General features: G+C 65.2%; 19 protein-coding genes. 5 read left to right on the top strand and 14 right to left on the bottom strand.

The window, feature by feature from the left end:
* Positions 1-119 precede the first annotated feature (119 nt).
* Together AC6CDK_RS08580 and AC6CDK_RS08575 are read left to right on the top strand one after the other, a co-directional pair.
* Positions 120-1,454 carry an NfeD family protein gene (locus tag AC6CDK_RS08580; RefSeq protein WP_192905247.1) on the top strand — a complete coding sequence of 445 codons (1,335 nt, stop codon included), beginning with the start codon at positions 120-122 and terminating at the stop codon, positions 1,452-1,454.
* 131 nt (positions 1,455-1,585) lie between these two features.
* Positions 1,586-2,371, top strand: coding sequence for a slipin family protein (locus tag AC6CDK_RS08575; protein ID WP_010943067.1), 786 nt, complete (start codon positions 1,586-1,588; stop codon positions 2,369-2,371).
* 83 nt (positions 2,372-2,454) lie between these two features.
* Here AC6CDK_RS08575 and AC6CDK_RS08570 read toward each other — a convergent pair whose 3' ends face one another.
* Positions 2,455-3,513, bottom strand: a complete 1,059-nt coding sequence (locus AC6CDK_RS08570) for a peptidylprolyl isomerase (RefSeq protein WP_066357179.1) — start codon at positions 3,511-3,513, stop codon at positions 2,455-2,457.
* A 336-nt stretch (positions 3,514-3,849) separates the two neighbouring features.
* Between AC6CDK_RS08570 and AC6CDK_RS08565 the strand changes: the two genes are divergently transcribed.
* From AC6CDK_RS08565 to AC6CDK_RS08555, 3 genes are all read left to right on the top strand, one after another.
* The gene (locus tag AC6CDK_RS08565; protein ID WP_039643555.1) at positions 3,850-7,296 is read left to right on the top strand and encodes a pyruvate carboxylase; all 3,447 of its coding nucleotides are present in this window, start codon (positions 3,850-3,852) and stop codon (positions 7,294-7,296) included.
* A gap of 154 nt (positions 7,297-7,450) precedes the next feature.
* Positions 7,451-7,837, top strand: a complete 387-nt coding sequence (locus tag AC6CDK_RS08560) for a hypothetical protein (RefSeq protein WP_010943064.1) — start codon at positions 7,451-7,453, stop codon at positions 7,835-7,837.
* Between the two features lie 99 nt (positions 7,838-7,936).
* Positions 7,937-8,788, top strand: coding sequence for a SagB/ThcOx family dehydrogenase (locus tag AC6CDK_RS08555; RefSeq protein ID WP_226048269.1), 852 nt, complete (start codon positions 7,937-7,939; stop codon positions 8,786-8,788).
* 88 nt (positions 8,789-8,876) lie between these two features.
* On the opposite strand, the gene AC6CDK_RS08550 is transcribed toward AC6CDK_RS08555, so the two are convergent.
* From AC6CDK_RS08550 to AC6CDK_RS08490, 13 genes are all read right to left on the bottom strand, one after another.
* Positions 8,877-10,160, bottom strand: coding sequence for an O-acetylhomoserine aminocarboxypropyltransferase/cysteine synthase family protein (locus tag AC6CDK_RS08550; RefSeq protein WP_039643559.1), 1,284 nt, complete (start codon positions 10,158-10,160; stop codon positions 8,877-8,879).
* Positions 10,161-10,251: 91 nt separating this feature from the next.
* Positions 10,252-10,515 carry a hypothetical protein gene (locus AC6CDK_RS08545; RefSeq protein WP_039643561.1) on the bottom strand — a complete coding sequence of 88 codons (264 nt, stop codon included), beginning with the start codon at positions 10,513-10,515 and terminating at the stop codon, positions 10,252-10,254.
* A 200-nt stretch (positions 10,516-10,715) separates the two neighbouring features.
* Complete coding sequence (locus tag AC6CDK_RS08540; RefSeq protein WP_039643563.1) at positions 10,716-12,317, bottom strand: methyl-accepting chemotaxis protein; 1,602 nt, start codon at positions 12,315-12,317, stop codon at positions 10,716-10,718.
* Position 12,318: 1 nt separating this feature from the next.
* On the bottom strand, positions 12,319-12,840 hold the full coding sequence (locus AC6CDK_RS08535; protein WP_226048268.1) for a hydrogenase maturation protease: 522 nt from the start codon (positions 12,838-12,840) through the stop codon (positions 12,319-12,321).
* A complete protein-coding gene (locus tag AC6CDK_RS08530) occupies positions 12,801-13,256 on the bottom strand; it encodes a hypothetical protein (protein WP_192905246.1) in 456 nt (151 codons plus the stop codon). Before AC6CDK_RS08530 ends, AC6CDK_RS08535 begins: the two co-directional genes overlap by 40 nt.
* Positions 13,253-13,504, bottom strand: coding sequence for a 4Fe-4S dicluster domain-containing protein (locus AC6CDK_RS08525; protein WP_192905245.1), 252 nt, complete (start codon positions 13,502-13,504; stop codon positions 13,253-13,255). The genes AC6CDK_RS08530 and AC6CDK_RS08525 overlap by 4 nt, the downstream gene beginning before the upstream one ends.
* On the bottom strand, positions 13,504-14,925 hold the full coding sequence (locus AC6CDK_RS08520; protein WP_192905244.1) for a Ni/Fe hydrogenase subunit alpha: 1,422 nt from the start codon (positions 14,923-14,925) through the stop codon (positions 13,504-13,506). Before AC6CDK_RS08520 ends, AC6CDK_RS08525 begins: the two co-directional genes overlap by 1 nt.
* Positions 14,903-15,853, bottom strand: a complete 951-nt coding sequence (locus tag AC6CDK_RS08515; protein ID WP_192905243.1) for an NADH-quinone oxidoreductase subunit B family protein — start codon at positions 15,851-15,853, stop codon at positions 14,903-14,905. Before AC6CDK_RS08515 ends, AC6CDK_RS08520 begins: the two co-directional genes overlap by 23 nt.
* Positions 15,850-16,362: a hypothetical protein gene (locus AC6CDK_RS08510; protein ID WP_192905242.1), complete on the bottom strand. Its 513-nt coding sequence runs from the start codon at positions 16,360-16,362 to the stop codon at positions 15,850-15,852. Before AC6CDK_RS08510 ends, AC6CDK_RS08515 begins: the two co-directional genes overlap by 4 nt.
* Before the next feature lie 2 nt (positions 16,363-16,364).
* The gene (locus AC6CDK_RS08505) at positions 16,365-16,865 is read right to left on the bottom strand and encodes a chemotaxis protein CheW (RefSeq protein ID WP_192905241.1); all 501 of its coding nucleotides are present in this window, start codon (positions 16,863-16,865) and stop codon (positions 16,365-16,367) included.
* Positions 16,866-17,176: 311 nt separating this feature from the next.
* The gene (locus AC6CDK_RS08500) at positions 17,177-17,857 is read right to left on the bottom strand and encodes an arylesterase (RefSeq protein ID WP_192905240.1); all 681 of its coding nucleotides are present in this window, start codon (positions 17,855-17,857) and stop codon (positions 17,177-17,179) included.
* A 34-nt stretch (positions 17,858-17,891) separates the two neighbouring features.
* Positions 17,892-20,390, bottom strand: a complete 2,499-nt coding sequence (locus AC6CDK_RS08495; protein ID WP_192905239.1) for an ABC transporter permease — start codon at positions 20,388-20,390, stop codon at positions 17,892-17,894.
* On the bottom strand, positions 20,387-21,052 hold the full coding sequence (locus AC6CDK_RS08490; protein WP_039643582.1) for an ABC transporter ATP-binding protein: 666 nt from the start codon (positions 21,050-21,052) through the stop codon (positions 20,387-20,389). Before AC6CDK_RS08490 ends, AC6CDK_RS08495 begins: the two co-directional genes overlap by 4 nt.
* Positions 21,053-21,147: the final 95 nt, after the last annotated feature.

Genomic DNA, 21,147 nt, shown 5'->3' with positions numbered 1-21,147 from the left:
GCCCGGGACGTGGCGGCCTACATCCGCAACCCGGGGCCGGGCATGCCCGCCTTCGGCGAAGCGATGATCCCGCCGGCCGATGCCCTGAAGATCGGGGAGTATGTCGTGGCGAGCTTCCCATGAGAGCCCCCGTTCCGGCCATGGCGGGATCCCGGCGGGGCATCCGGATCGGCGCGCTGATTGCCTGGTGCCTCATGATCTGCACCGGCGCGGCGCTCCTGGCGTCCAGCGGGGGCGAGGTGCGGGTGGTCGGCCTCAGGGGGGCCGTGAACCCGGTCACCGCCTCATTCCTCAAGCGGAACCTGGACGATGCGGCCCGTAAGGGGGACCGGCTCGTGCTGGTGGAGATGGATACCCCCGGCGGCCTCGACACGGCCATGCGGGAGATCGTCAAGGACATCCTGGCCAGCCCCGTGCCCGTGGCGGTTTACGTGGCGCCGGCCGGGGCGCGGGCCGCCTCGGCGGGGGCGGTCATCACGCTGGCGGCCGACATCGCCGCCATGGCACCGGGGACCAACATCGGCGCGGCCCATCCCGTTGCCATCGGCGAGAAGCAGGACAAGGTCATGGAGCAGAAGGTGCTCAACGATGCCGAGGCCTACGTGGACGGCATCGCTTCCCGTCGGGGGCGCAATGCCGAGGCGGCGCGGCGGATGGTGCGCGAAAGCCTGTCGCTCCCCGCGGAAAAGGCCCTGGAGGAGAAGGTGGTTGACCTGATCGCCGTCGACCGGTCCGCTCTCCTCGCCCAACTGGAGGGGCACCCGGTGCCCCGTCCGGAGGGCGACCGGGTCCTGCGGCTGGCCGGGGCTCCGGTTCGGGAGGCGGAGATGACGACCCGCGAGCGGATCCTCGACGCCATCGGCAACCCCAACGTGGCCTACGTCCTCATGATGCTCGGGTTCCTGGGGCTGTTCTTCGAGTTGTCGACCCCGGGCGTGATCCTGCCCGGCGTCATCGGCGGCATCGCGCTGATTCTGGCCTTCTTCGCCTTCCAGACCCTGCCGGTGAACTATGCCGGCGTGCTCCTCATCCTGTTGGCGCTCATTCTCTTCATCGCCGAGATCAAGGTCGTCTCGGGCGGCATGCTGACGGTGGGAGGCGTCATTGCCATGGTTCTCGGATCGATCCTTCTCTTCGACTCGCCGGAGCCCTATCTCCGGGTATCCTGGCAGGTAATCGCCGTGACGGTGGCTGCCGTGTCGGCCTTTTCGATCTTCGCGGTCACCATGGCGGTCCGGGCCCATCGCCGAAAGCCCACCACCGGCGGCGAGGGACTGGTGGGGGAGACCGGCCGGGCCCTGTCGGACGTGAACCCCGAGGGAAGGGTGTTCATCCACGGCGAATACTGGGGCGCCTGGAGCGACGAGCCCCTGGCCGAGGGGGACCGGGTCACCGTGGTCGCGGTGGACGGGATGAGGGTCAAAGTGAAAAAGGCCGGGATCCGGGACCGGTAACGGCTTGGAAGCAACGACTGGAAACCGGATGCCGGCCCCTTGACATTCATTTTGTTGCGTACTCCCATGACCCGGATTTTCCCGGTCCCCGGTCACCGATTCCGGGTCCCGGCTTCTTAAGGAGGTTTTCCATGTTCGATATTTTCAACTACGTGCCGTTCATGTTCCTCATCGTCCTGCTGATCATGTTCGTGGCCAGCGCCGTGAGGATTCTCCCCGAGTACGAGCGGGGGGTGCTGTTCCGGCTCGGCCGCCTGGCCGGGGCCCGGGGGCCGGGGCTGTTCTTCATCATCCCGGGGGTCGACAAGCTGGTGCGGGTGTCCCTGCGGACCGTGGCCCTGGATGTGCCCCCCCAGGACGTCATCACCCACGACAACGTGACCGTCAAGGTGTCGGCGGTCATCTACTTCCGGGTCATGGAGCCCCAGAAGGCCATCGTGGAGGTGGAGAACTACCTGTACGCCACCAGCCAACTGGCCCAGACCACCCTGCGGAGCGTCCTGGGGCAGGTGGAGCTGGACGAGCTCCTGGCCAACCGGGAAAAGATCAACAAGGAGCTCCAGGAGATCCTGGACCGCCACACGGGGCCCTGGGGGGTCAAGGTGACCGCCGTGGAGGTGAAGAACATCGACCTCCCCCAGGAGATGCTGCGGGCCATTGCCAAGCAGGCCGAGGCCGAGCGGGAGCGGCGGGCCAAGATCATCCACGCCGACGGCGAGTACCAGGCATCGGAAAAGCTGGCCCAGGCGGCAAAGGTCCTGGCCGCCGAGCCCACCTCGCTCCAGCTCCGCTACCTCCAGACCCTCACCGAGGTGGCCGCGGAGAAGAACTCCACCACCATCTTCCCGGTCCCCATCGACCTCATCAAGATGTTCATGGACAGGATCGGGACTGACAAGGATGCGCCGAAGTCCTGATGTCCCGGGGTGCAGATACAAAAAAGGCCCGTCGCTGTGGACGGGCCTTTTTGCGTGCTGCGCACGCCGTGAACCGGTGAGGGTTACTTGTTGGCCATCTCGATCTTTGCCTTCTTCTTCAGGCCTTCCACGAACTCGCTGATCCCTTCCTGAACCTTCTGCTGCTTCAGGAACTGAACGATCCGGTCCTTGGTCTCCTCGAACGTGACGGTCTCGGCGGGGCGCTTGTCGGTCAGCTTGATGATGTGGTAGCCGAACTGGGTCTCGACCACGTCGCTCACCTCGCCGGGCTTCAGGGCGAAGGCGGCCTTCTCGAACGGGGGAACCATCTGTCCCTTGCCGAAGAAGCCCAGGTCGCCGCCCTGGGGTGCGCTGGGACAGCCGGACTCCTTCTTGGCCACTTCGGCGAAGTCGGCGCCGCCCTTCACCTGCTTCAGGATCGCCTCGGCCTTTTCCTTGGCCTTTTTCTTGTCGTCGGCGGAGGCGTTGGGCTCCACCTTGATCAGGATGTGGCTCGCCTTCACCGTCTCGTCCCGCTTGAACTTGTCGATGTTGTCGTTATAGAACTTCTTGGCCTCTTCGTCGGATACGGCGGTCTTGGCCACGACGTCTTTTTCGATCAGATTGTTGATGACCAGGTCTTCCCGGGCGAAGGTCTCAACGTCCTTCTCGGTCATGTCCATGTTCTTGAGGGTCTTCAGGTACTCTTCCTGGGAGGGGAAGCGGGCCTTGCCCTGGCTCACCCGCTCCTGGACCTGCTTGTCCAGGTCCTTGATCTCCAGTTTCCTGCCGGCCTGGTAGAGGAGTTCCTTGGCGATGAGCTGGTTCACCGCCGCCTCTTCCACCTTCTGGGCGATATCGGGTGTCATGGGCTGGGTCATCCGGTTCTGGGAGAGGAGGACTTTCTTTGCCCGGTCAACCTCGGCGCGGGTGATGGATACGCCGTTCACCTTCGCCACCACCGCCGCCGGATCGAGGGGGGCCACGTTCTTTTCTTCCTGCTTGGCCGGGGCCGCCGCAGGCTTGTCGGTTTTGTCTTCCTTCTTGGCGGGTGCCGCCTCCGCCCCGATCGCCGCTCCGGAGAGTGCAACCAGTGCCGCGAGGGAGAGGATGTTCGCACGCAGTGTCTTTGTCAGGTCCATTGCCGTCAAATCTCCTTTGGTAGGGTGCAAAGCGCTTTGATACTATCACTATATGCGTATTCGTGTAACGAAAAAAGTTGTTCCGGGCGGTCCGGCGCCGGCAGCCGCGCTGGCGTGAGCCGGCGTCGGCGGGTCGGCCGGTTGTGAGGTTTTATGTAATGAATGGATTGATTTTAGAACACAAGTTTATCGTTGACAACGTGGGGGCAATCTGATTTATTCGTTTACTCGTGCGCGGTCTTGTAACTATATAAAATAACGAAATAATTTTAGTTTGGCTAAAGTTTTAATTAGGTTGTATTTGTTTTATTTTAGGTAAAAACCGGGGAGGTTCCGATGGAAAAGAGAAAGTTCAGAAAAGTAATGGCCGCCAACCGCGGAGAGATCGCGATCCGCATCTTCCGGGCCTGCACTGAGCTGGGGATCAGCACGGTGGCCATCTACTCGGAGGAGGACAAGCTGTCCCTCCACCGCTACAAGGCGGACGAGGCCTACCTGGTGGGCAAGGGGAAAGCCCCCATCGATGCCTACCTGGGGATCGACGAAATCATCTCCATTGCCAAGCGGGCGGACGTGGACGCCATTCACCCGGGCTACGGCTTCCTTTCGGAGAATGCCGAGTTCGCCGAGGCGTGCGAGCGGGCCGGCATTGCCTTCATCGGTCCCCGGGCCGAGATGCAGCGGGCCCTGGGCGACAAGGTCTCGGCCCGCAAGGTGGCCATTGCCGCCGAGGTGCCCGTGGTTCCCGGAACCGAGGAGCCCATCGAGCACGAGGAAGAAGCCCTCATCTTCGCCAAGCAGCACGGCTATCCCATCATCATCAAGGCGGCTGCCGGCGGCGGCGGCCGGGGCATGCGGGTGGCCCGCAACAAGAAAGAGCTGCTGGAGGGGCTGGTGGCGGCCCGCAGCGAGGCCAAGGCCGCCTTCGGCAACCCGGCGGTCTTCCTGGAGCGCTACCTGGAGAATCCCAAGCACATCGAGGTGCAGGTGCTGGGGGACCACCACGGCAACCTGGTCCACTTCTACGAGCGCGACTGCTCCATCCAGCGCCGTCACCAGAAGGTGGTGGAGTTCGCGCCGTCGCTCTCCCTGACCCAGAAACTGCGGGATGAGATCTGCAACGCGGCCCTCAAGATCGCGGGGCAGGTGGGCTACGTGAACGCCGGCACCGTGGAATTCCTGCTGGACCAGGAGGGGAACTGGTACTTCATTGAGATGAACCCCCGGATCCAGGTGGAGCACACGGTCACCGAGATGATCACCGGCAGGAACCTGGTTCAGGCCCAGATCCTCATCGCCGAGGGGAAGAAGCTCTCGGACCCCCCCATCAACGTCCCGAACCAGTCGGCCATCGCCATGCGGGGCTATGCCATCCAGTGCCGGATCACCACCGAGGACCCGGCCAACAACTTTGCCCCGGATTTCGGCACCATCACCACCTACCGCTCCTCGGCCGGCTTCGGGGTACGGCTCGACGCGGGCAACGCCTTCACCGGCTCGGTCATCACCCCCCATTACGACTCGCTCCTGGTTAAGGTCACCTCGTGGGGGCTCACCTTCGACGAGGCGGCCCACATCATGAACCGCTCCCTCCAGGAGTTCCGGGTCCGGGGCGTGAAGACCAATATCCCGTTCCTGGAGAACGTGGTCACCCACCCGGTCTTCCTGGCCGGCACCTGCGATACGTCATTCATCGAGAAGCACCCGGAGCTTCTGGCCATCAGCGAGAAGAAGGACCGGGCCACCAAGGTGCTCAATTTCCTGGGCGACGTCATCGTGAACGGCTCTGCCGGCATTGCCAAGCCCCTCAAGTCCGCGGAGATGATCGAGGCCCGCGTGCCCGAGGTGGACTGCACGGTTCCCCGGCCCGCCGGCTCCCGCGACCTGTTCATGAAGCTCGGCGCCGAGGGGCTCTCCAAGTGGATCCTGGAGCAGAAAAAGCTCCTGATCACCGACACCACCATGCGGGACGCCCACCAGTCGCTCCTGGCGACCCGGGTCCGCACCTATGACCTGCTGAAGATCGCCGAGCCCACCTCGTACCTGGGTGCCGGGCTCTTCTCGCTGGAGTGCTGGGGCGGCGCCACCTTCGACGTCTCCATGCGCTTTTTGAAGGAGGATCCCTGGCAGCGGCTCCACAAGCTCTCGGAGGCGATCCCCAACATCCTCTTCCAGATGCTCCTGCGGGGTTCCAACGCCGTGGGCTACACCAACTATCCCGACAACGTGGTGCAGCGCTTCGTGGAGGAGGCCGCCGCCAGCGGCGTCGACATCTTCCGGGTCTTCGATTCCCTCAACTGGACCAGGGGCATGGCCGTGGCCATGGAGGCGGTGCGCAAGACCGGCAAGATCTGCGAGGCGGCCATCTGCTACACCGGCGACATCACCGATCCCAAGCGGGACAAGTATCCGCTGGAATACTACGTGGCCATGGCCAAGGAGCTGGAGCAGATGGGCGCCCACATCCTGGCCATCAAGGACATGGCGGGGCTGCTCAAGCCCATGGCCGCCCACAAGCTGGTAAAGGCCCTCAAGGAGAACATCGGCATCCCGGTCCACCTCCATACCCACGATACTTCCTCCAACGGCAACGCCACGCTGCTCATGGCCTGCCAGGCCGGGGTCGACATCGTGGACGCGGCCCTCTCCTCCATCTCCGGCCTCACGGCCCAGCCGAACCTGAACGCGCTCCTGGCCGCCCTCAAGGGGACCGACTGGGACCCGGCCCTGGACGACGAGGGGCTCCAGCACCTGGCCAACTACTGGGAGACGGTGCGGGACTACTACGCCCCCTTCGAGTCGGGGCTCAAGAGCGGCACCGCCGAGGTCTACCACCACGAGATCCCCGGCGGCCAGTACTCCAACTACAAGCCCCAGGTGGCCGGTCTCGGCCTGCTGGACCGGTGGGAGGAGTGCAAGGAGATGTACTTCAAGGTCAACAGGCTCTTCGGCGACATCGTCAAGGTGACCCCCTCCTCCAAGGTGGTGGGCGACATGGCCATGTTCCTGGTGAAAAACAACCTGGACGTGGACGACGTCTTCACCAAGGGGGACGAGCTCACCTTCCCCGAGTCGGTGGTGGGGATGTTCAAGGGGATGCTGGGCCAGCCCTACCAGGGGTGGCCCGCTGAGCTGCAGAAGATCATCCTCAAGGGAGAAGAGCCGATCACCTGCCGCCCCGGCGAGCTCCTGGAGCCGGCCGACTTCGAAGAGAAGCGCCTGGAGGCCGAGACCAAGGTGGGGCACCCGGTGAACGACAAGGATCTCATGTCGTACCTGCTCTACCCCCATGTCTACCCCGAGTTCGACAAGCACCGTCAGGAGTATTCGGACACCTCGGTCATCCCGACCCCCATCTTCTTCTACGGCCTGGAGCCGGGGCAGGAGACCTCCATCGACATCGAGCCGGGCAAGACCCTCATCATCAAGCTCAACGCGGTCGGCAAGGTGCATCCGGACGGCACCCGCCACATCTTCTTCGAGCTTAACGGCCAGCAGCGGCAGGTGGTGGTGCGCGACCAGTCGGTGCAGACCGACGAGGCCGAGCGGGAAAAGGCCGACAAGGGGAACGCCAAGCACATCGGCGCCCCCATGCCCGGCAAGGTCCTGAAGCTCAACGTGAAGGCGGGCGACGTCGTGAAGGCGGGCGACGTCCTCATGGTTACCGAGGCCATGAAGATGGAGACCAACATCAAGGCCAAAGAAGACGGCGCCGTTGCCGAGGTGAAGTTCAAGGAAGGCGACAAGGTGGAAAAAGAAGACCTTGTGATCGTGATGGCATAGCGAGTCGTAGCGAAAAACACTCGAAACCGTCACGGGAACGTGGTATTAAAGGGGGGCCGCCAATGGGGCGGCTCCCCTTTTTTCGATGACGGTGCCGGATTTCCGCGAACATACGGGGACACAACCCAATCCCAGCAAGGAAGGAGAAGCGCTCGTGTCAAAGAAGCCCGAAGTAACCTTCAAGTACATCTTTACCTATGATTACAATCCGGTCTACGTGAATGGCGCCCATGGCGGCATCTCCCCCCGGGGCGACCTGGTCGTGAACTTCTATCTCGAGCGCCCGCCGCTCCCCAACGAGGTCACCCACGAACTGACCCCCAGCGGCACCATCGGCGCCGAAACCAGTGTGGAGCCGGAAGACTTCGCCCAGAGCCTTGTCCGTTTCGTTCCCACCGGCGTGGTGCTCAACTACCACACTGCCCGTGAACTCCACCACTGGCTCGGCGAGAAGGTCCGCGAGCTGGATGCCCTGGAGCAGCACAAGGCCGCCCTGCGGGCCGCTGCCCAGCAGCCCGGCGACGAGGACGTGCAGCACTGAGGTTGACGGGAAGGCGGGGGGCGGACAGGGTGCCGCCTCCCGTTTTTTGTTCTTCGGAGCGGCACCATCCGGAGAACGTTCCGAAGGGAGAATAGCATGATGAGCGTTGCACGAATCGTTGCGGCCGGGGCGCTCGGCCTTCTTCTTGCCGCACCGGTGGCTGTTTTTGCCGACGAGTCCGGGGCGATCCCCCTGCCTCCTCCCCGGACGGAGGGGGGCACGCCCCTCATGGATGCCCTGCGGGAACGGAAGAGCTCCCGGGAGTTCAGCAAAGAGGCCCTGTCTCCGCGCCGGCTTTCGGACCTGCTCTGGGCCGCCTTCGGCATCAACCGGCCCGATACGGGGGGACGGACCGCCCCCTCGGCCATGAACCGGCAGGAGATCGACATCTATGTGGCGACAGCCGACGGCTTCTATCTCTATGACGCCCGGGGCCACCGGCTCATCCGGAAGGGTGCCGTGGACATCCGCGAGTTGACCGGCCAGCAGCCCTTCGTGGCCGGAGCGCCCGTGAACCTGATCTATGTGGCCGATTACGGCAGGATGGGCGAGGCCAGGGGCGAGGACAAGGCATTCTACGCCGCCGCCGATGCTGGTGCCATCAGTCAGAACGTCTATCTCTTCTGCGCCTCGGAAGGGCTTGCCACCGTGGTGCGTGCGTCCCTGGACGCCCCGGCCCTGGCAAAGGCCATGGGGCTGCGCAGCGAACAGCGGATCGTGCTTGCCCAGTCCGTGGGTTTGTCCGGGACAAAGGCGGAACCAACGAAACCGGCGGCAAAGCGGACCCCGGCGCCGGAGGCCATCTGGTCGACTCCCGCCCGGGTCGACGGCCCCCCCACCTCGGGGGCGCCCGAGGATGCGGTCACGGCACCGCCCCAAACGCCTGCGCCGAAGTCGCCCAATCCCCTCGGCCAGCCGAAGCTGACCATCGAGAAGCCGACGGAATACTGATCGCCTTTCGTATCAGGCCGCGATCAGCACACACGAAAAAGCCTGCCGGATTTCCGGCAGGCTTTTGTGCGTCGTGGAGCAGTGTCCGCTATTTCCGGCTTGCGGCCAGGGCCTGATCCACATCGGCGATGATGTCGTCGATGTGCTCGATGCCGACGGAAAGCCGGATCAGGTCGGGCGTGACTCCGGAGGCGGTCTGCTGCTCGGGGGTCAGCTGGCGGTGGGTGGTGCTGGCCGGGTGGAGGACGCAGCTGCGGGCGTCCCCCACGTGGACCACCAGGGCCACCAGCTTGCACGCCTCCATGAACTTCTTGCCCGCCTCGGCTCCGCCCTTGATGCCGAAGGTGAGGACGCCGCTGCATCCCAGGGGCAGATACTTTAGCGCCCGGTCATGGCTGGCGTGGCTCTTGAGGCCCGGGTACTTGACCCAGCTGACCGACGGATGGCTTTCCAGGAATTGGGCCAGGGCCAGGGCATTGTCGCTGTGGCGCTGCATCCGGAGCGGCAGGGTCTGAAGGCCGTTGGCGAAGAGGAACGAGTTGAAGGGGCTCGGCGTGGTGCCGATGTCGCGCATGAGCTGGACCCGCGCCTTGATGATGTAGGCCATGCTGCCGAAGGTCTTCACGTACTGGAGCCCGTGGTAGGAGGAATCGGGCTCGGTCAGCTCCGGGAAGCGGCCGTTGCCCCAGTCGAAGTTGCCGCCGTCCACGATGATGCCGCCGACGCTGGTGGCGAGGCCGTCGATATACTTGGTGGCCGAGTGGACCACCACGTTGGCCCCGTGCTCGAAGGGGCGGCAGAGGTAGGGGGTGGCAAAGGTGCTGTCGATGATGAGGGGCACCCCTTTTTCTTTGGCGATGGCGGAGAATTTCTCGAAGTCAAGGACGTTCAGCCCCGGATTGCCGATGGTCTCGGCAAAGAGGGCCTTGGTGTTGGGGCGGAAGGCGGCCAGGATCTCGTCGGCCGGGGCCTCCGGGTCCACGAAGGTCACCTCGATCCCCATCTTGGGCAGGGTGCAGGCGAAGAGGTTGTAGGTGCCGCCGTAGAGGGTGCTGGCGGTCACGAAGTGCTGGCCCGCCTGGCAGATGTTGAAGATGGAAAGGGTGGTGGCCGCCTGGCCCGCCGAGGTGGCCAGGGCGCCGACGCCCCCTTCCATCATGGCCAGCTTCTGCTCGAAGGCGTCGGTGGTGGGGTTGCCCAGGCGCGTATAGAAAAAGCCGGCCTCCTCCAGGTCGAAGAGTTTCGTCACGTGGTCCGCGCTGTCGTACTTGAAGGTGGTACTCTGGCAGATGGTGACGACGCGGGGGTCGCCCGACTTGGGGGTATAGCCCCCCTGGATGGCCTGGGTCTCAATCTTCCACGAACTGCTCATGGCGGTCTCCTTTCAACGATGGGTGAGGCCGCGATGATACCAGAGAAACGCCGTTCGGGAAACGGGGAAATGGCAGGATGCCGCCGAAGCGTCAATGGAGTTCCATCTCCCGCGCCACCTGGCCGAGCATCCGGCGGACGGTCCGCTCATCCACGAAGCTGAGGAGGTCCCCCTTGCCGAAATCCACGTCGGTCCAATCCTGCCAGCTCCGAATGGTCACGGGCATCTCGCTGACCCCGTTCCCCAGGAGTCCGTGGAGAACGTGCATCGCGCCGCCGCTGCGGCGGGGATGCTCGGTCCGGCGGAGTTCGAAATAGACGGCCTGGTCGAATTGGTCCGTGGTGAGATAGATCATGACGCACCTCCCGGTTGTGTGATGATGACAGTAAAACCGATTGGTGCGACATAATATGTCGTATATAGTAGTGTGAGGGCCGCCGCGCCACTTCGCTCCGTGTGCCGCCCGCACGAATTCAGGTCGCTATATAAAAAGAGGCCCCCATCATATCGCTCCAGATGGGGGCCTGCCAGGATTGCGGCGTGGCGAACCCCGGTTCAGCAGGCGGCGTTGTCCAGCCTGAACTTGCTCACCATGCTGGTGAGCTTGGTCATCTGCTGGCCGAGTTTGTGCGATACCTCGGACGACTTGAGCGCGCTGTCCGCGTTCTGCCTGGTGATGGTGGTGATGTGGTTGACGGAGCGGCTGATCTGCTCGATGGCGCTCGCCTGCTCCTGGCTGCTCTGGGAGATGTCCTCGGTCAGGGCGCAGATCGTCGTTGCCCCGGTTACCGCCTCGGTGAGGTGGACGTCGATCTTGCGGGACAGGTCCTCTCCCCGCCGGGCCTGCTCGACCGATGTCCTGATGAGCGTGTCGGTCTGCCGCGCCGCATCGGTGGAACGCCTGGCCAGTTGGCGGATCTCTTCGGTCAGCGCCTGGAAGTCGTTGCCGGCCCCTTCCACATGGGCCGCCGAGATCGCCGCGTTCACTCCCAGCAGGCCTGAGCTGGAGGCCACGCTCTTCAATTCGCGAATCAGTTCCAGGTACTCGCTTTCAAGCGCATCGCCCGTGTCCCCGCTCTCCCCGTTGGGGGTGAGAGTGGCCCGGCGCCGGAAGTCATGGAGCCGTGTCACGGCGTCCTCGCACCGTTTCGACAGGTTCCTGATTTCAGAGGCAACCACGCTGAAGCCGTTGGCAGAGGAGCGGATCAGGGTGGCCTTGCTGGTGGCGTTGGAGGAGAGCTGATCGGTTTCCTTGGCAATGGAGTCGATCTGCTGGACAATGCCCACGGTGTTGTCCGCCGCGCTCCGGATCTGCCCCATGGCCTGGAGCATCTGGTCCATGACCGACTTGGCCGTTTTGATGGACTCGGCGGAGCCGCCGGCGGCCTGGCGGGCGTCAATGGTGCTCCGGGCGCTCTTCTGGGAGGTGGCGGCGATGTGATCGAGCACGTTGGACGTTTCGGTCAACTGCGTCTCCTGCTCCCGGGCCCCCTGGGTCACCAGCTGGCTGCTGTCGGCGATCTGCCCGCTGACGGCGGAGACCAGCTCTACCGTTTCGGTCATCTGGGTCACGGCCGAGTGGAGCGATTCCGCGGTGGAGTTCATGGCCTTCTTGATGGCGGCGTGCTCGCCGTGGTATTTCCCCCGCATCCGGGCGCTCAGGTCATACTCGGCCAGGTGGCGGAGCACGGTTCCCGCCTCGTTCACCGGGTCGATGACCGCGTCGAGGGTGCCGTTCACACCCTTGATCAGATCGCGCCAGATCCCCTCGAAATCCCAGTCGTTGCCCCGGGTCTGGAGCCTTCCCTCGCCGATGTTGCCGATCAGGTGCTGGGTCTCGCTGTGGAGGCCGTAGAGGGTGGCCAGGAGGGTGTTGAGGTTGCGCTTGAGGTTGTTGTACTCCCCGGCGTAGTCGTCGATGACAAAGGGAGGGATCCTGCCGTGGGCGATCTCGTCGATGGCGCCGGCGGCCAGGCGCAGCGGCGTCACCAGGGTGTCCAGCATCCGGTTGACCATGAGAACCAGTGCGGCGTCGTCGCCGGTGAACTGCGCAGGGTCCCCCCGTTCGTCGAGTCTTCCGTGCATCATGGCCTCGGCAAGTCGCTGGATTTCACGGTGCAGGGTCACTTCCGCTGGTTTGGCGCCTGATTTCTTCATGTCAGATTCCTTGTCCGAGAGTATGGAGATAGTTACGGATCAGGGCGACGGTCGGTTCTATGGCTGATGCCACCGCCGGCGACATGGCGTCGCGGGGCCGGTCGAAGCAGCGCCCCTCGATTCCCACCAGGGTCACCGTCGGCGGCAGCCGCTCCGGGTAGAGGAGCTTCCCGATGTCCATGGTTTCCTTCAGGCCGATGGAGTGGGCCGAGATGGACCCACCCCCGAAATTCGGGAGCTCGTCCCACGCCAGGTGGTGGATCGTTCCGGCCGGTGCGCCGAACTGGACCGCGTCCACCACGATCATGGCCGCTTCCCCGCCGGTCAGGTAGTCCAGGAGGGTGATTCCGCCCACGGCCGCGTAGTGGAGCCGTACGCCCGCGGGGAGGGGCGCCCCGGCCAGCCGCCGGTGGATCTCGTACCCCACGGCGTCGTCGGCCACCAGGTCGTTGCCGACGCAGACCACCACGACCCCCTGGGCCGCTACTGGGTCCTGAGGGTCAGTCGGCACTGGTCCCCGCATGACACGACCTCCGATTTCACCGGGCGGCAGATGAGCTCGTTCAGGATGCCGTCCAGGTAGGCGTGGAAGAGGCGGCACAGGGCCGTGCCCATGGTGAGGCCCCGCTTGGCGCAGACCTCCCGCAGGACGCAATGGTCGAACAAGAGGGTGCGCTCGGTGCCGTCCCCCTCCAGCCGGAACCGGTACCCGGCTTCCATGCGGGAGTTGAGGATCGCCACGACCTCGTCCAGGGTGGGGTTGGCCAGGTGGACCGGCAGCTTCCGCGCCATCTCCCGGCCGGCGATCCGGCCGACCGAGGCCGTTGCCCCGCCCATGACGTTGTCGACGGTGGCGGCGAAGATGTCCAGCAGGAAGGCCACTTCCGTGGCGGCGTTGACGTGGTCGTCAAGGGTGACCTGTTCGGTGATCGCGCTCATATGAACTTCTCCATCTTGGTGCAGAAGACCAGGTCGCGGTAGAAGTTCTTGACCACGTGATAGTTCTCCTGGCTGATGGCCCCCGAGGGGCAGATATAGGCGCAACTCAGGCAGGCGATGCAGTCCTCCTGGTGCTCCACCACGCAGAGCCGCTTTTCCTCGTCAAAGGCAAAGACCGTGGTGGGACAGATGTCGACGCACATCCGGCAGCCCCGGCACGCCTCTTCATGGACCTTGATCTCGACCATCAGCAGTTCCTCCGGATGACGCGGGGCCTTGCGGCACGGTTCACGACGATTTCCAGGGGCATGGCGCCCAGGGCATGGGTGGCGCAGGAGAGGCAGGGGTCGTAGCAGCGGATGCCGAATTCAACCGCATTGAGCAGCGCCTGGTCGTCGGGGCGGTTGATGACGTGGGATGTGGCGGCCTGGGCGATCATGGCGTTGATCAGGGCGTAATTCTGCTGGGTCGCCACGATCAGGTTCGCCGCCCGGACAATACCGTTCTCGTCGATTTCGTAGTCGTGGATCAGGGTGCCCCGGGGCGCTTCCACGTGCCCCACGCCCCGGCCGCCGGAGAAGGTGACCGGCACCCGGGTCTCGCCGTGGATGGCCGGGTCGGCCATGATTTCCCCGGCCCGCTCGGTGCAGTGGAGGAGCTCGATGAGACGGGCCCAGGGCTGGAGCGCATTGGCGTGGCAGGGACGGCCCACGGTACGGATGAACTCTTCCCGCTCCCGGTCCGCCAGGGGGGTGCCGTAGCGCTCGGAGACGTTGAGCCGGGCCAGGGGGCCCACCCGGTAGTCGTGGCGATTGTCCCCGTCCACAAAGGAAACCTGCTTCATGTAGGAGAACTCCACCGCCGACTCGGACATGTACGAATCGTAATCGGCCGAGGGGAACCGGGCCTTCAGGGCGCCGCCCTCATCCACGGCCCGGATCTCGCCGTTTACCAGGGCCAGGGTGCCGTCGGCCTTGACCGTGCCGACGCTCCAGGCCGGGGCGACCCACTGCTGCAGCATGGCCGGATGGGTGTCGAGCATCTTCATCAGGAGCTGCTTCACCACGGGCGCCAGTTCCAGCACAAGGTCGCGGGCCTCGTTGATCCAGGCGTTGAGCTGTCGCTCCCGGTCGGCGTCGAGCACGAAGGCGATTCCGCCGGCCACCGAGGTGACGGGGTGGGTGCCCCGCCCGCCGACCAGCTCGTTGATCTTCTGGCCGATGGAGCGGCACTGGAGGGCCTTTTTGGCGATGTCCGGGGCCGCCTGCACCACCCCGACCACGTTGCGGACGGCGGGGTCGGCGTCGAGGCCCAGGACCAGGTCGGGGCCCTGCAGCACGAACAGGGAGAGGCAGTGGGAGTGGATCACGTGCCCCATGTACATGAGTTCGCGCAGCAGTTTCGCGGCCGGTGGCGGCTCCACGCCCGCGGCATTGTCCAGGGCGTTGGTGGCGGCCAGGTGGTGGGCCGTGGGGCAGACCCCGCAGATGCGGGCCGTGACCAGGGGCATCCGGTCCGCGTCCATGCCGGTCAGGATCTTCTCGAAACCGCGCAGCTCGTTCACCACGAGCCCCGCGGCCGTGAGCCCACCCGCATCGTCCAGGTCGATGAAGACCCGCGCGTGCCCCTCGATGCGGGTGACGGGATCAATGGTTATGGTCTTGTTCATAGTCGTCTCGTTCCTCGTCGGTCCATTTCCGGATCAGGAAGGTGGGCTTCTCGCCGATCATGGGGGTGGCCATGGTGTAGGAATAGTGGGTCTTGGCCGTCCGCTCGATTTCCCGGACAATGGAGTCGCGCGGGATGCTGGTCAGGCGCGACATCCGCTCGGCGATCTCGGTCCTGATGTCGCGGTTGGGCTCGGCCAGCACCTGCATGGTGGCGCCGGCGCAGCCGCTGCACGGGATGCCGTTCAGGGGGCAGGGGGACATGCAGCGGTCCAGGGTCACCGACCCCATGCAGAGGTAGCCCTGGCTCAGGAAGCAGCGGTCCGGGTCGGGAACCCCTTCCGAATTCTTCCTGATCCGGTCCACCTCGGTCTTTTCCATGGTTCTCCGGCAGCGGGCGCAGACCGTCTCCCGGTTGGCGATGCGGGGCGAGCGTCCTTCCAGGAGCGCCAGGAGGGCATCGAAGACAAAGGCCGGGTGGGGGGCGCAGCCCGGGAGGTAGAGGTCCACGTCGATCACGCTGTCCAGCGGCGATACGGACGGCTCCAGGGCCGACACTTCCCTCGTGGGCGGAGTGGTGGTCGCCGTGGTCTTGTTGCCGGTGTAGACCGTGTCCATGATCTCCTGGCAGGAGTGGACGTTGCCGGCCCCGGCGATTCCGCCGTACACGGCGCAGGAGCCCCAGGCAATGATCAGGTCGCAGCTCTTGCGCATCTCCATGGCCGCGTGGCGGTCGTGCTCGGTCCGGATGGCGCCGGAGACCAGCCCCACTTTCGCCTTGGGGTAATCCTTCACGTCGGTCAGAACCGGGCAGCGCTGGATGGTGACCGAGTCCAGGACCGACAGGATCTTTTCGTGCAGGTCCACGATGGCGATATGGCAGCCGGAGCAGTCGCTGAGCCATTCCAGGTTGATCGGGACGGTGCTCACGGTGTCTCCTCCCTTTTCTTGTGGATCACCAGCCGCTTCAGGCAGGCGTTCTCGCCGGCGTGCATGATCTCCAGGGTCGAATCGACCCCCATCACGTTCAGGAGCGCGCCGGAGAAGAACCCGAACATCATGGTGCAGAGGGAGCCCTTCTGGTGGTGCCCGAAACGGAACAGGGACTGGCGGATCATGCAGTCCCGGAAGACCAGGTGGATATCCTCGTCGCCCTTGTCGGTGGCCTGGATCAGGGCCGGCCGGTCGTGGGCCTGGAACGGCTCGAAGTGCCAGAGGCAGTTGTCGTCCTGGAGCACCGTGCGGACGGCGGCCAGGGCCTCTTCCACGTCATCGGTCTTGCTAATGTCGGCGGAAAACTGCATGCCGAGCCGCTTGCCGGCCAGGTAGGTGATGCTGTTGGCGGATTCGCCGATGGCCTCCTCCATGCCGCTGGCGATGGCGCCGAGAAACGTCATGGTTTCCTGGAGGGCGGCTCGGGTAGTCATGAGGTCGGACATGATCAGGCCACTCCTGTCAGATTGGTGAGTTCATCCTCGGAAAACAACCGCTCGATATCGAGCACGATGATCAGGCGGTCTCCCATGGAGGCAACGCCCGTTATGGCCTCGCCGCCCTGGTCGCTCACGCCGGTGGGTGGGGTGGATACGGCCTCCCGCGGCACCTTCAGCACCTGGCTCAGGGCATCCACGGTAAAGCCTACGGTCGTGCTCCCGGCGGCGGCGACGATCACCACCTTTTCCGATTCGTCCACCGTGCACTCGCCGGTGATGTTGAACCGTTTGCGGAAGTCGATGATGGGGACGACCGCGCCCCGCAGGTTGATGATCCCCTCCACGTGGGGCGGGGCGCTGGGCACGGCGGTGATGGGGACGGTCCGGATGACTTCCCGGACCTTGAGGATCTCGAAGCAGTACTCTTCACTCCCCACGGAGAACACGACCACCTGCAGGGGGGCACCTGCGGTCGCGCTTCCGGTCGATAGGGTCGGCAGAGTCGTCATGGGGGGAATCCGTCCTTTCAGTGCCACAATGGAACCGAACTGCTCGATTTATCTCTGTAATCAAGGATGCGCCGGTCTGTATACAAACGCTTTTCGGAGCGGCAGGTCGAAACTTTAGAACTAATTTCTAAAAATCGTCGAATAGCGCGTGGAGTGCAAAATGATGTTTTATGGAAGGGGATGGCGTGTTGCCGTGTAATGGCTGAATATGGCCCGTATTTTCAACTGTTCGGGGCGTGGGGTGCGGAGGGTATTTTCTTGGTGATACTATGTAGTAAGGATTGGCGTTGAATGTGATACATCATTTGATTTTAGCCGTCGGATGGCGGAGTCTGCTCGATGGCCTTGATCGCGTAGGGAAGTACCGTATCGGACACGATCCGGTATCCCTCGGCCGTGGGGTGGATGCCGTCGGCCTGGTTCAGGTCGGGGCGCCTTGCAACCCCTTCCAGGAAAAAGGGAATCAGGATCAGGTCGTGGCGCTTCGCCACGGCCGGGTAGACGGCGGCAAAGGCGCGGGTGTAGTCCCGGCCAAGGTTCGCGACCATCTTCATCCCGCCCAGGACCACGGTGACGTTGCGCTCCTTCAGCGTGCGGACCATCTCGTCGATATTCTTCTCCGTCACCTTTGGGTCGATCCCCCGCAGGCCGTCGTTGGCGCCGGTGACCAGGATAACGATATCCGGCTTCAGGGTCAGGACCCAGTTCACGCGCGACAGGGCGCCGCTGCTCGTCTCGCCGCTGATTCCCGCGTTCACCACCCGCCAGGGGTGACCGGCCTCCCGCAGCAGCCGCTCCAGTTGGGCTGGGTAGGCATCGTGTTCGTCGAGGCCGTAGCCGGCGGTGAGGCTGTCCCCCACCGCCACGATGGTCCCTGCCGTGGCCCGGGCCTCCTGCTGCGCCGGAGCCGCTGGCCGGGCAGCCTCCTTGCGGTCGCACCCGGCCAGGGCGGTCAGCGCAATAACCGTTATCAGACTTTTCCTGAGATTCACGGTATACCTCCGTATTCCGGTCCCGACGGCCCCGTTACTCCTCGGCCTGCTCCCGCAGGAAGACCACCGGCTTTTTCCTGATGATGGACAGGGACGCCCCGAGCCCCACGGTCACCACCAGCGCCACCGTTGCCGCCACCAGGGCGGCGCTCACGGCCGGGAAGGGCTGCCAGGAGACGTCCAGAACCCGGGTGCAGACGATCCAGCTGGCCGCCTGGGCGAGGCCCAGGGCCAGGAATCCGCTTACCCCGCCGATGATCAGGTTCTCCATGGTGAAAACCGACAGGACGAACCTGCCCCGGGCACCCAGTATGGTAAAGAAGACCGCTTCCCGCAACCGGGCCTGCCGGGTGGCGATGACTGAGCTGACGATGATCAGGGCCCCGGCCACCACGCTGAACAGGGTGAAGAAGCGGACGATGACCGAGAGCCGCCCCATGACCCGGGCAAAGACCGCCACGGTCTCGGTCAGGTCGAAGATGCTCACGTTGGGGAAGCGGGCCGCGATCCGGTTCTGGAACTGCGCTATGCCCGGCTTTTCCACCCGCACCGCGGTGAAGAGGGTCTGGGGGGCATCCCTGAGCACGCTGGGCTGGAACACGAAGTAGAAGTAGGGCTGCACCGCGGCCCTGGTCCGGGTCCGGATGCTGGAGATCCGGGCCTCGATCGGCACCCCCTGCACCCGGAAGGTGATCACGTCGCCCACCGCCATGGGGCTCATCTCCACCACCGTGTCCAGGACCGACACCTGGACCCCCTGCCAGTCGGGGCGGAACAGGCTCTTCCCCTCGACGATCCGCTCGTCCTCCAGGAGGCTGTCCCGGTAGGTCAGGTTGAATTCCCGGGACAGGTTGTCCCCCCGCTTGCGCCGCTCCGCCTCCCGGTCGATCGGGCGGCCGTTGATGGCGGTCACGGTCCCCCGGACAATGGCGTGGAACAGGGCCGGCATCCCCAGGGCACGGCTGAAATCCTCCTTCTGGCCCGGCTGGATGTCGATGAAGAACAGGTTCGGCGCGTCCGGGGGATAGGAGCGGATGTAGGAGGCATCCAGGTTCCGCTCCACCAGGGTGATGGCGAAGATCACCGCCAGGGCCGCCGTGAGGGTGACGATGATGGGGCGGGTGGCGTTGCGGGGGCGGAAGAGTCCCCGCAGGGCCTGGCGCGCTGCGAGCCGCCGGGGCCGCGCCCTGCGCAGGAGCCGCAGCACCGCCTCGGTGCAGGCAAGGGACAGGAGGATCAGCCCCCCCACCCCCAGCACGAAGTTGACCCCGCTCCGGGGTTCCTCCACCTTCCAGAGGACCATGGCCAGGAAGAAGAGGACCACGGCTCCGGTCGTGGCCCAGACCGCGCGGCTGCGCACCGTCGGCTCCTCCTCCTTGCCCAGGATGGCCCGGGGCTTCACCGCCCGCAGTTGCCAGAGGGGGAGAAGGGTGAAGAGGGTCACGGTCAGGAAGCCGAGCACGAGCCCTTCTGCCACGGCCGGGGCCGCGATGCGGAACTCCACGCTTGCCGGCAACAGCCCACGGAACAACTCCGGCAAGACCCCCTGGAGGAGGAAGCTCGCCCCGATCCCCAGCGCCGTTCCCACGATCCCCAGCACCGATGCCACGGCAACGTAGTGAATCACCAGAAAGCGCCCCGTGGCTCCCAGTGCCTTCATCACGGCGATGGACGGCCGCTGCTCGGCCAGGTAGGCGGCCAGGGAGCTCTGGATGCCGATGCCGGCCAGGAGCAGGGTGAAGATGCCGATCAGGTTCAGGAAGAAGAGGAAGTTGTCGAAGAAGCGCTTTACCCCCGACTGGGCGGTGCGGTAGGTGTCGACCCGCTCCCGGTCGCGCAGGGCCGAGGCCCGCAGCTCCGCGGCGATCCGGTCGGTCTCCCTGGGGTTCGCCACCTTCAGGAGGATGGTGTGGCTCACCCGGCTCCCCTGGCCTACCAGGCCCAGGGAGGGGAGATCGGCGGCGGCCACAAAGAGGCGGGGCCCCAGGGAAAAGACGTTCACGGGCCGATCCGGCTCCTGGGTGACCACGTCCGCCACGGTCAGGGTGGCGTCCCCCAGCCGGAGCCGGTCTCCCACCCGGAGGTCGAGCCGGTCCAGCAGGGTCTGCTCGGCAATGGCCCGGCCCGGCGCCAGCACCTGCCGGAAAGGGCGGCCCGAGGCCAGATCCACGGTGCCGTAGAAGGGATAGCCCGGCTCCACCGCCTTGATGTGAGCCAGGAGGGAATCCTCCCGCCCTGCCGGGCGGATGATGGAGTAGAACTCGTTGATGCGGGCGCCTTGGGCCCTGCCCGCCGCGATGATCCGGTCCACCGCCGCCGTGAGCCCCGGCGACAGGGGCGAGCGGGACTCCACGATCACGTCCCCCCCGTGGAGGGCCCGGGCGTCCCGCAGCATGGAGCTGTGGACGCTCCTGCCGAAGCCGGCCAGGGAAACCAGGGTAACGATGGAAAGGGCCACGCAGAGAACGAAGATGGCCGACTGGCGGCGCGAGGTGGCGAGCTGGCGGCGGAGGAGGCGGCCGTGGAGGGTCATGGGGCCTGAATCCGGCCGTCGTGGAGCCGCACCACCCGGTCGGCGGTGCGGGCGATCTCGGGGCTGTGGGTCACCAGGACAAGCGTTGTCCGCCGTTCCCGGTGCAGCTCCAGCAGGATGTCGAGAATCCCCCGGCCGTTCACCGAATCCAGGTTGCCGGTGGGCTCGTCCGCGAAGATGATGCGCGGGTCGTTCACCAGGGCCCGGCAGATGGCGCAGCGCTGCCGTTCGCCCCCGGAGAGCTGATGAGGCAGGCTCGCGGCCCGTCCCGTGAGCCCCACCCGGGCCAGGAGCGCCTCGGCCTTCTCCCGGGCCGCCCCGTCCCCCCGCAGTTCCGCCGGGAACATGACGTTCTCCAGGGTCGACAGGGACGGCACCAGGTGGAACGACTGGAACACGAAGCCGAAGGTTTCGTTGCGCAGGGGGGCCAGATCGTCCTCGGAGAGGTCGGTGATGTCGCGCCCCTCGATGATGACCCGGCCCGAATCGGGGCGGTCGAGCCCCGACAGGAGCGAGAGCAGGGTGCTCTTGCCGCTGCCGCTTTCCCCTTCGATGACCAGGAATTCCCCCGGCCCCACGGCCAGGGAGACCCTGTCGAGGACCTGGATGCGGCGGTCGCCGACGGTGTAGGTTTTTGATAGGTCGCGGGCTTCGATGATCATGGCCTGTTCATCATACCAGCAGGGGCGGCAGGGGACAACCGTGCCGGCGGAAATGGGGCCCCGGCGCGGGTGAACGCTTTTGGGGATCTGCGGAT

The organism is Geobacter sp. PheSNFMC (assembly GCF_059620965.1).
Note: the sequence above shows the minus strand (reverse complement) of the source record. Positions and strands in the feature narration are given on the sequence as shown.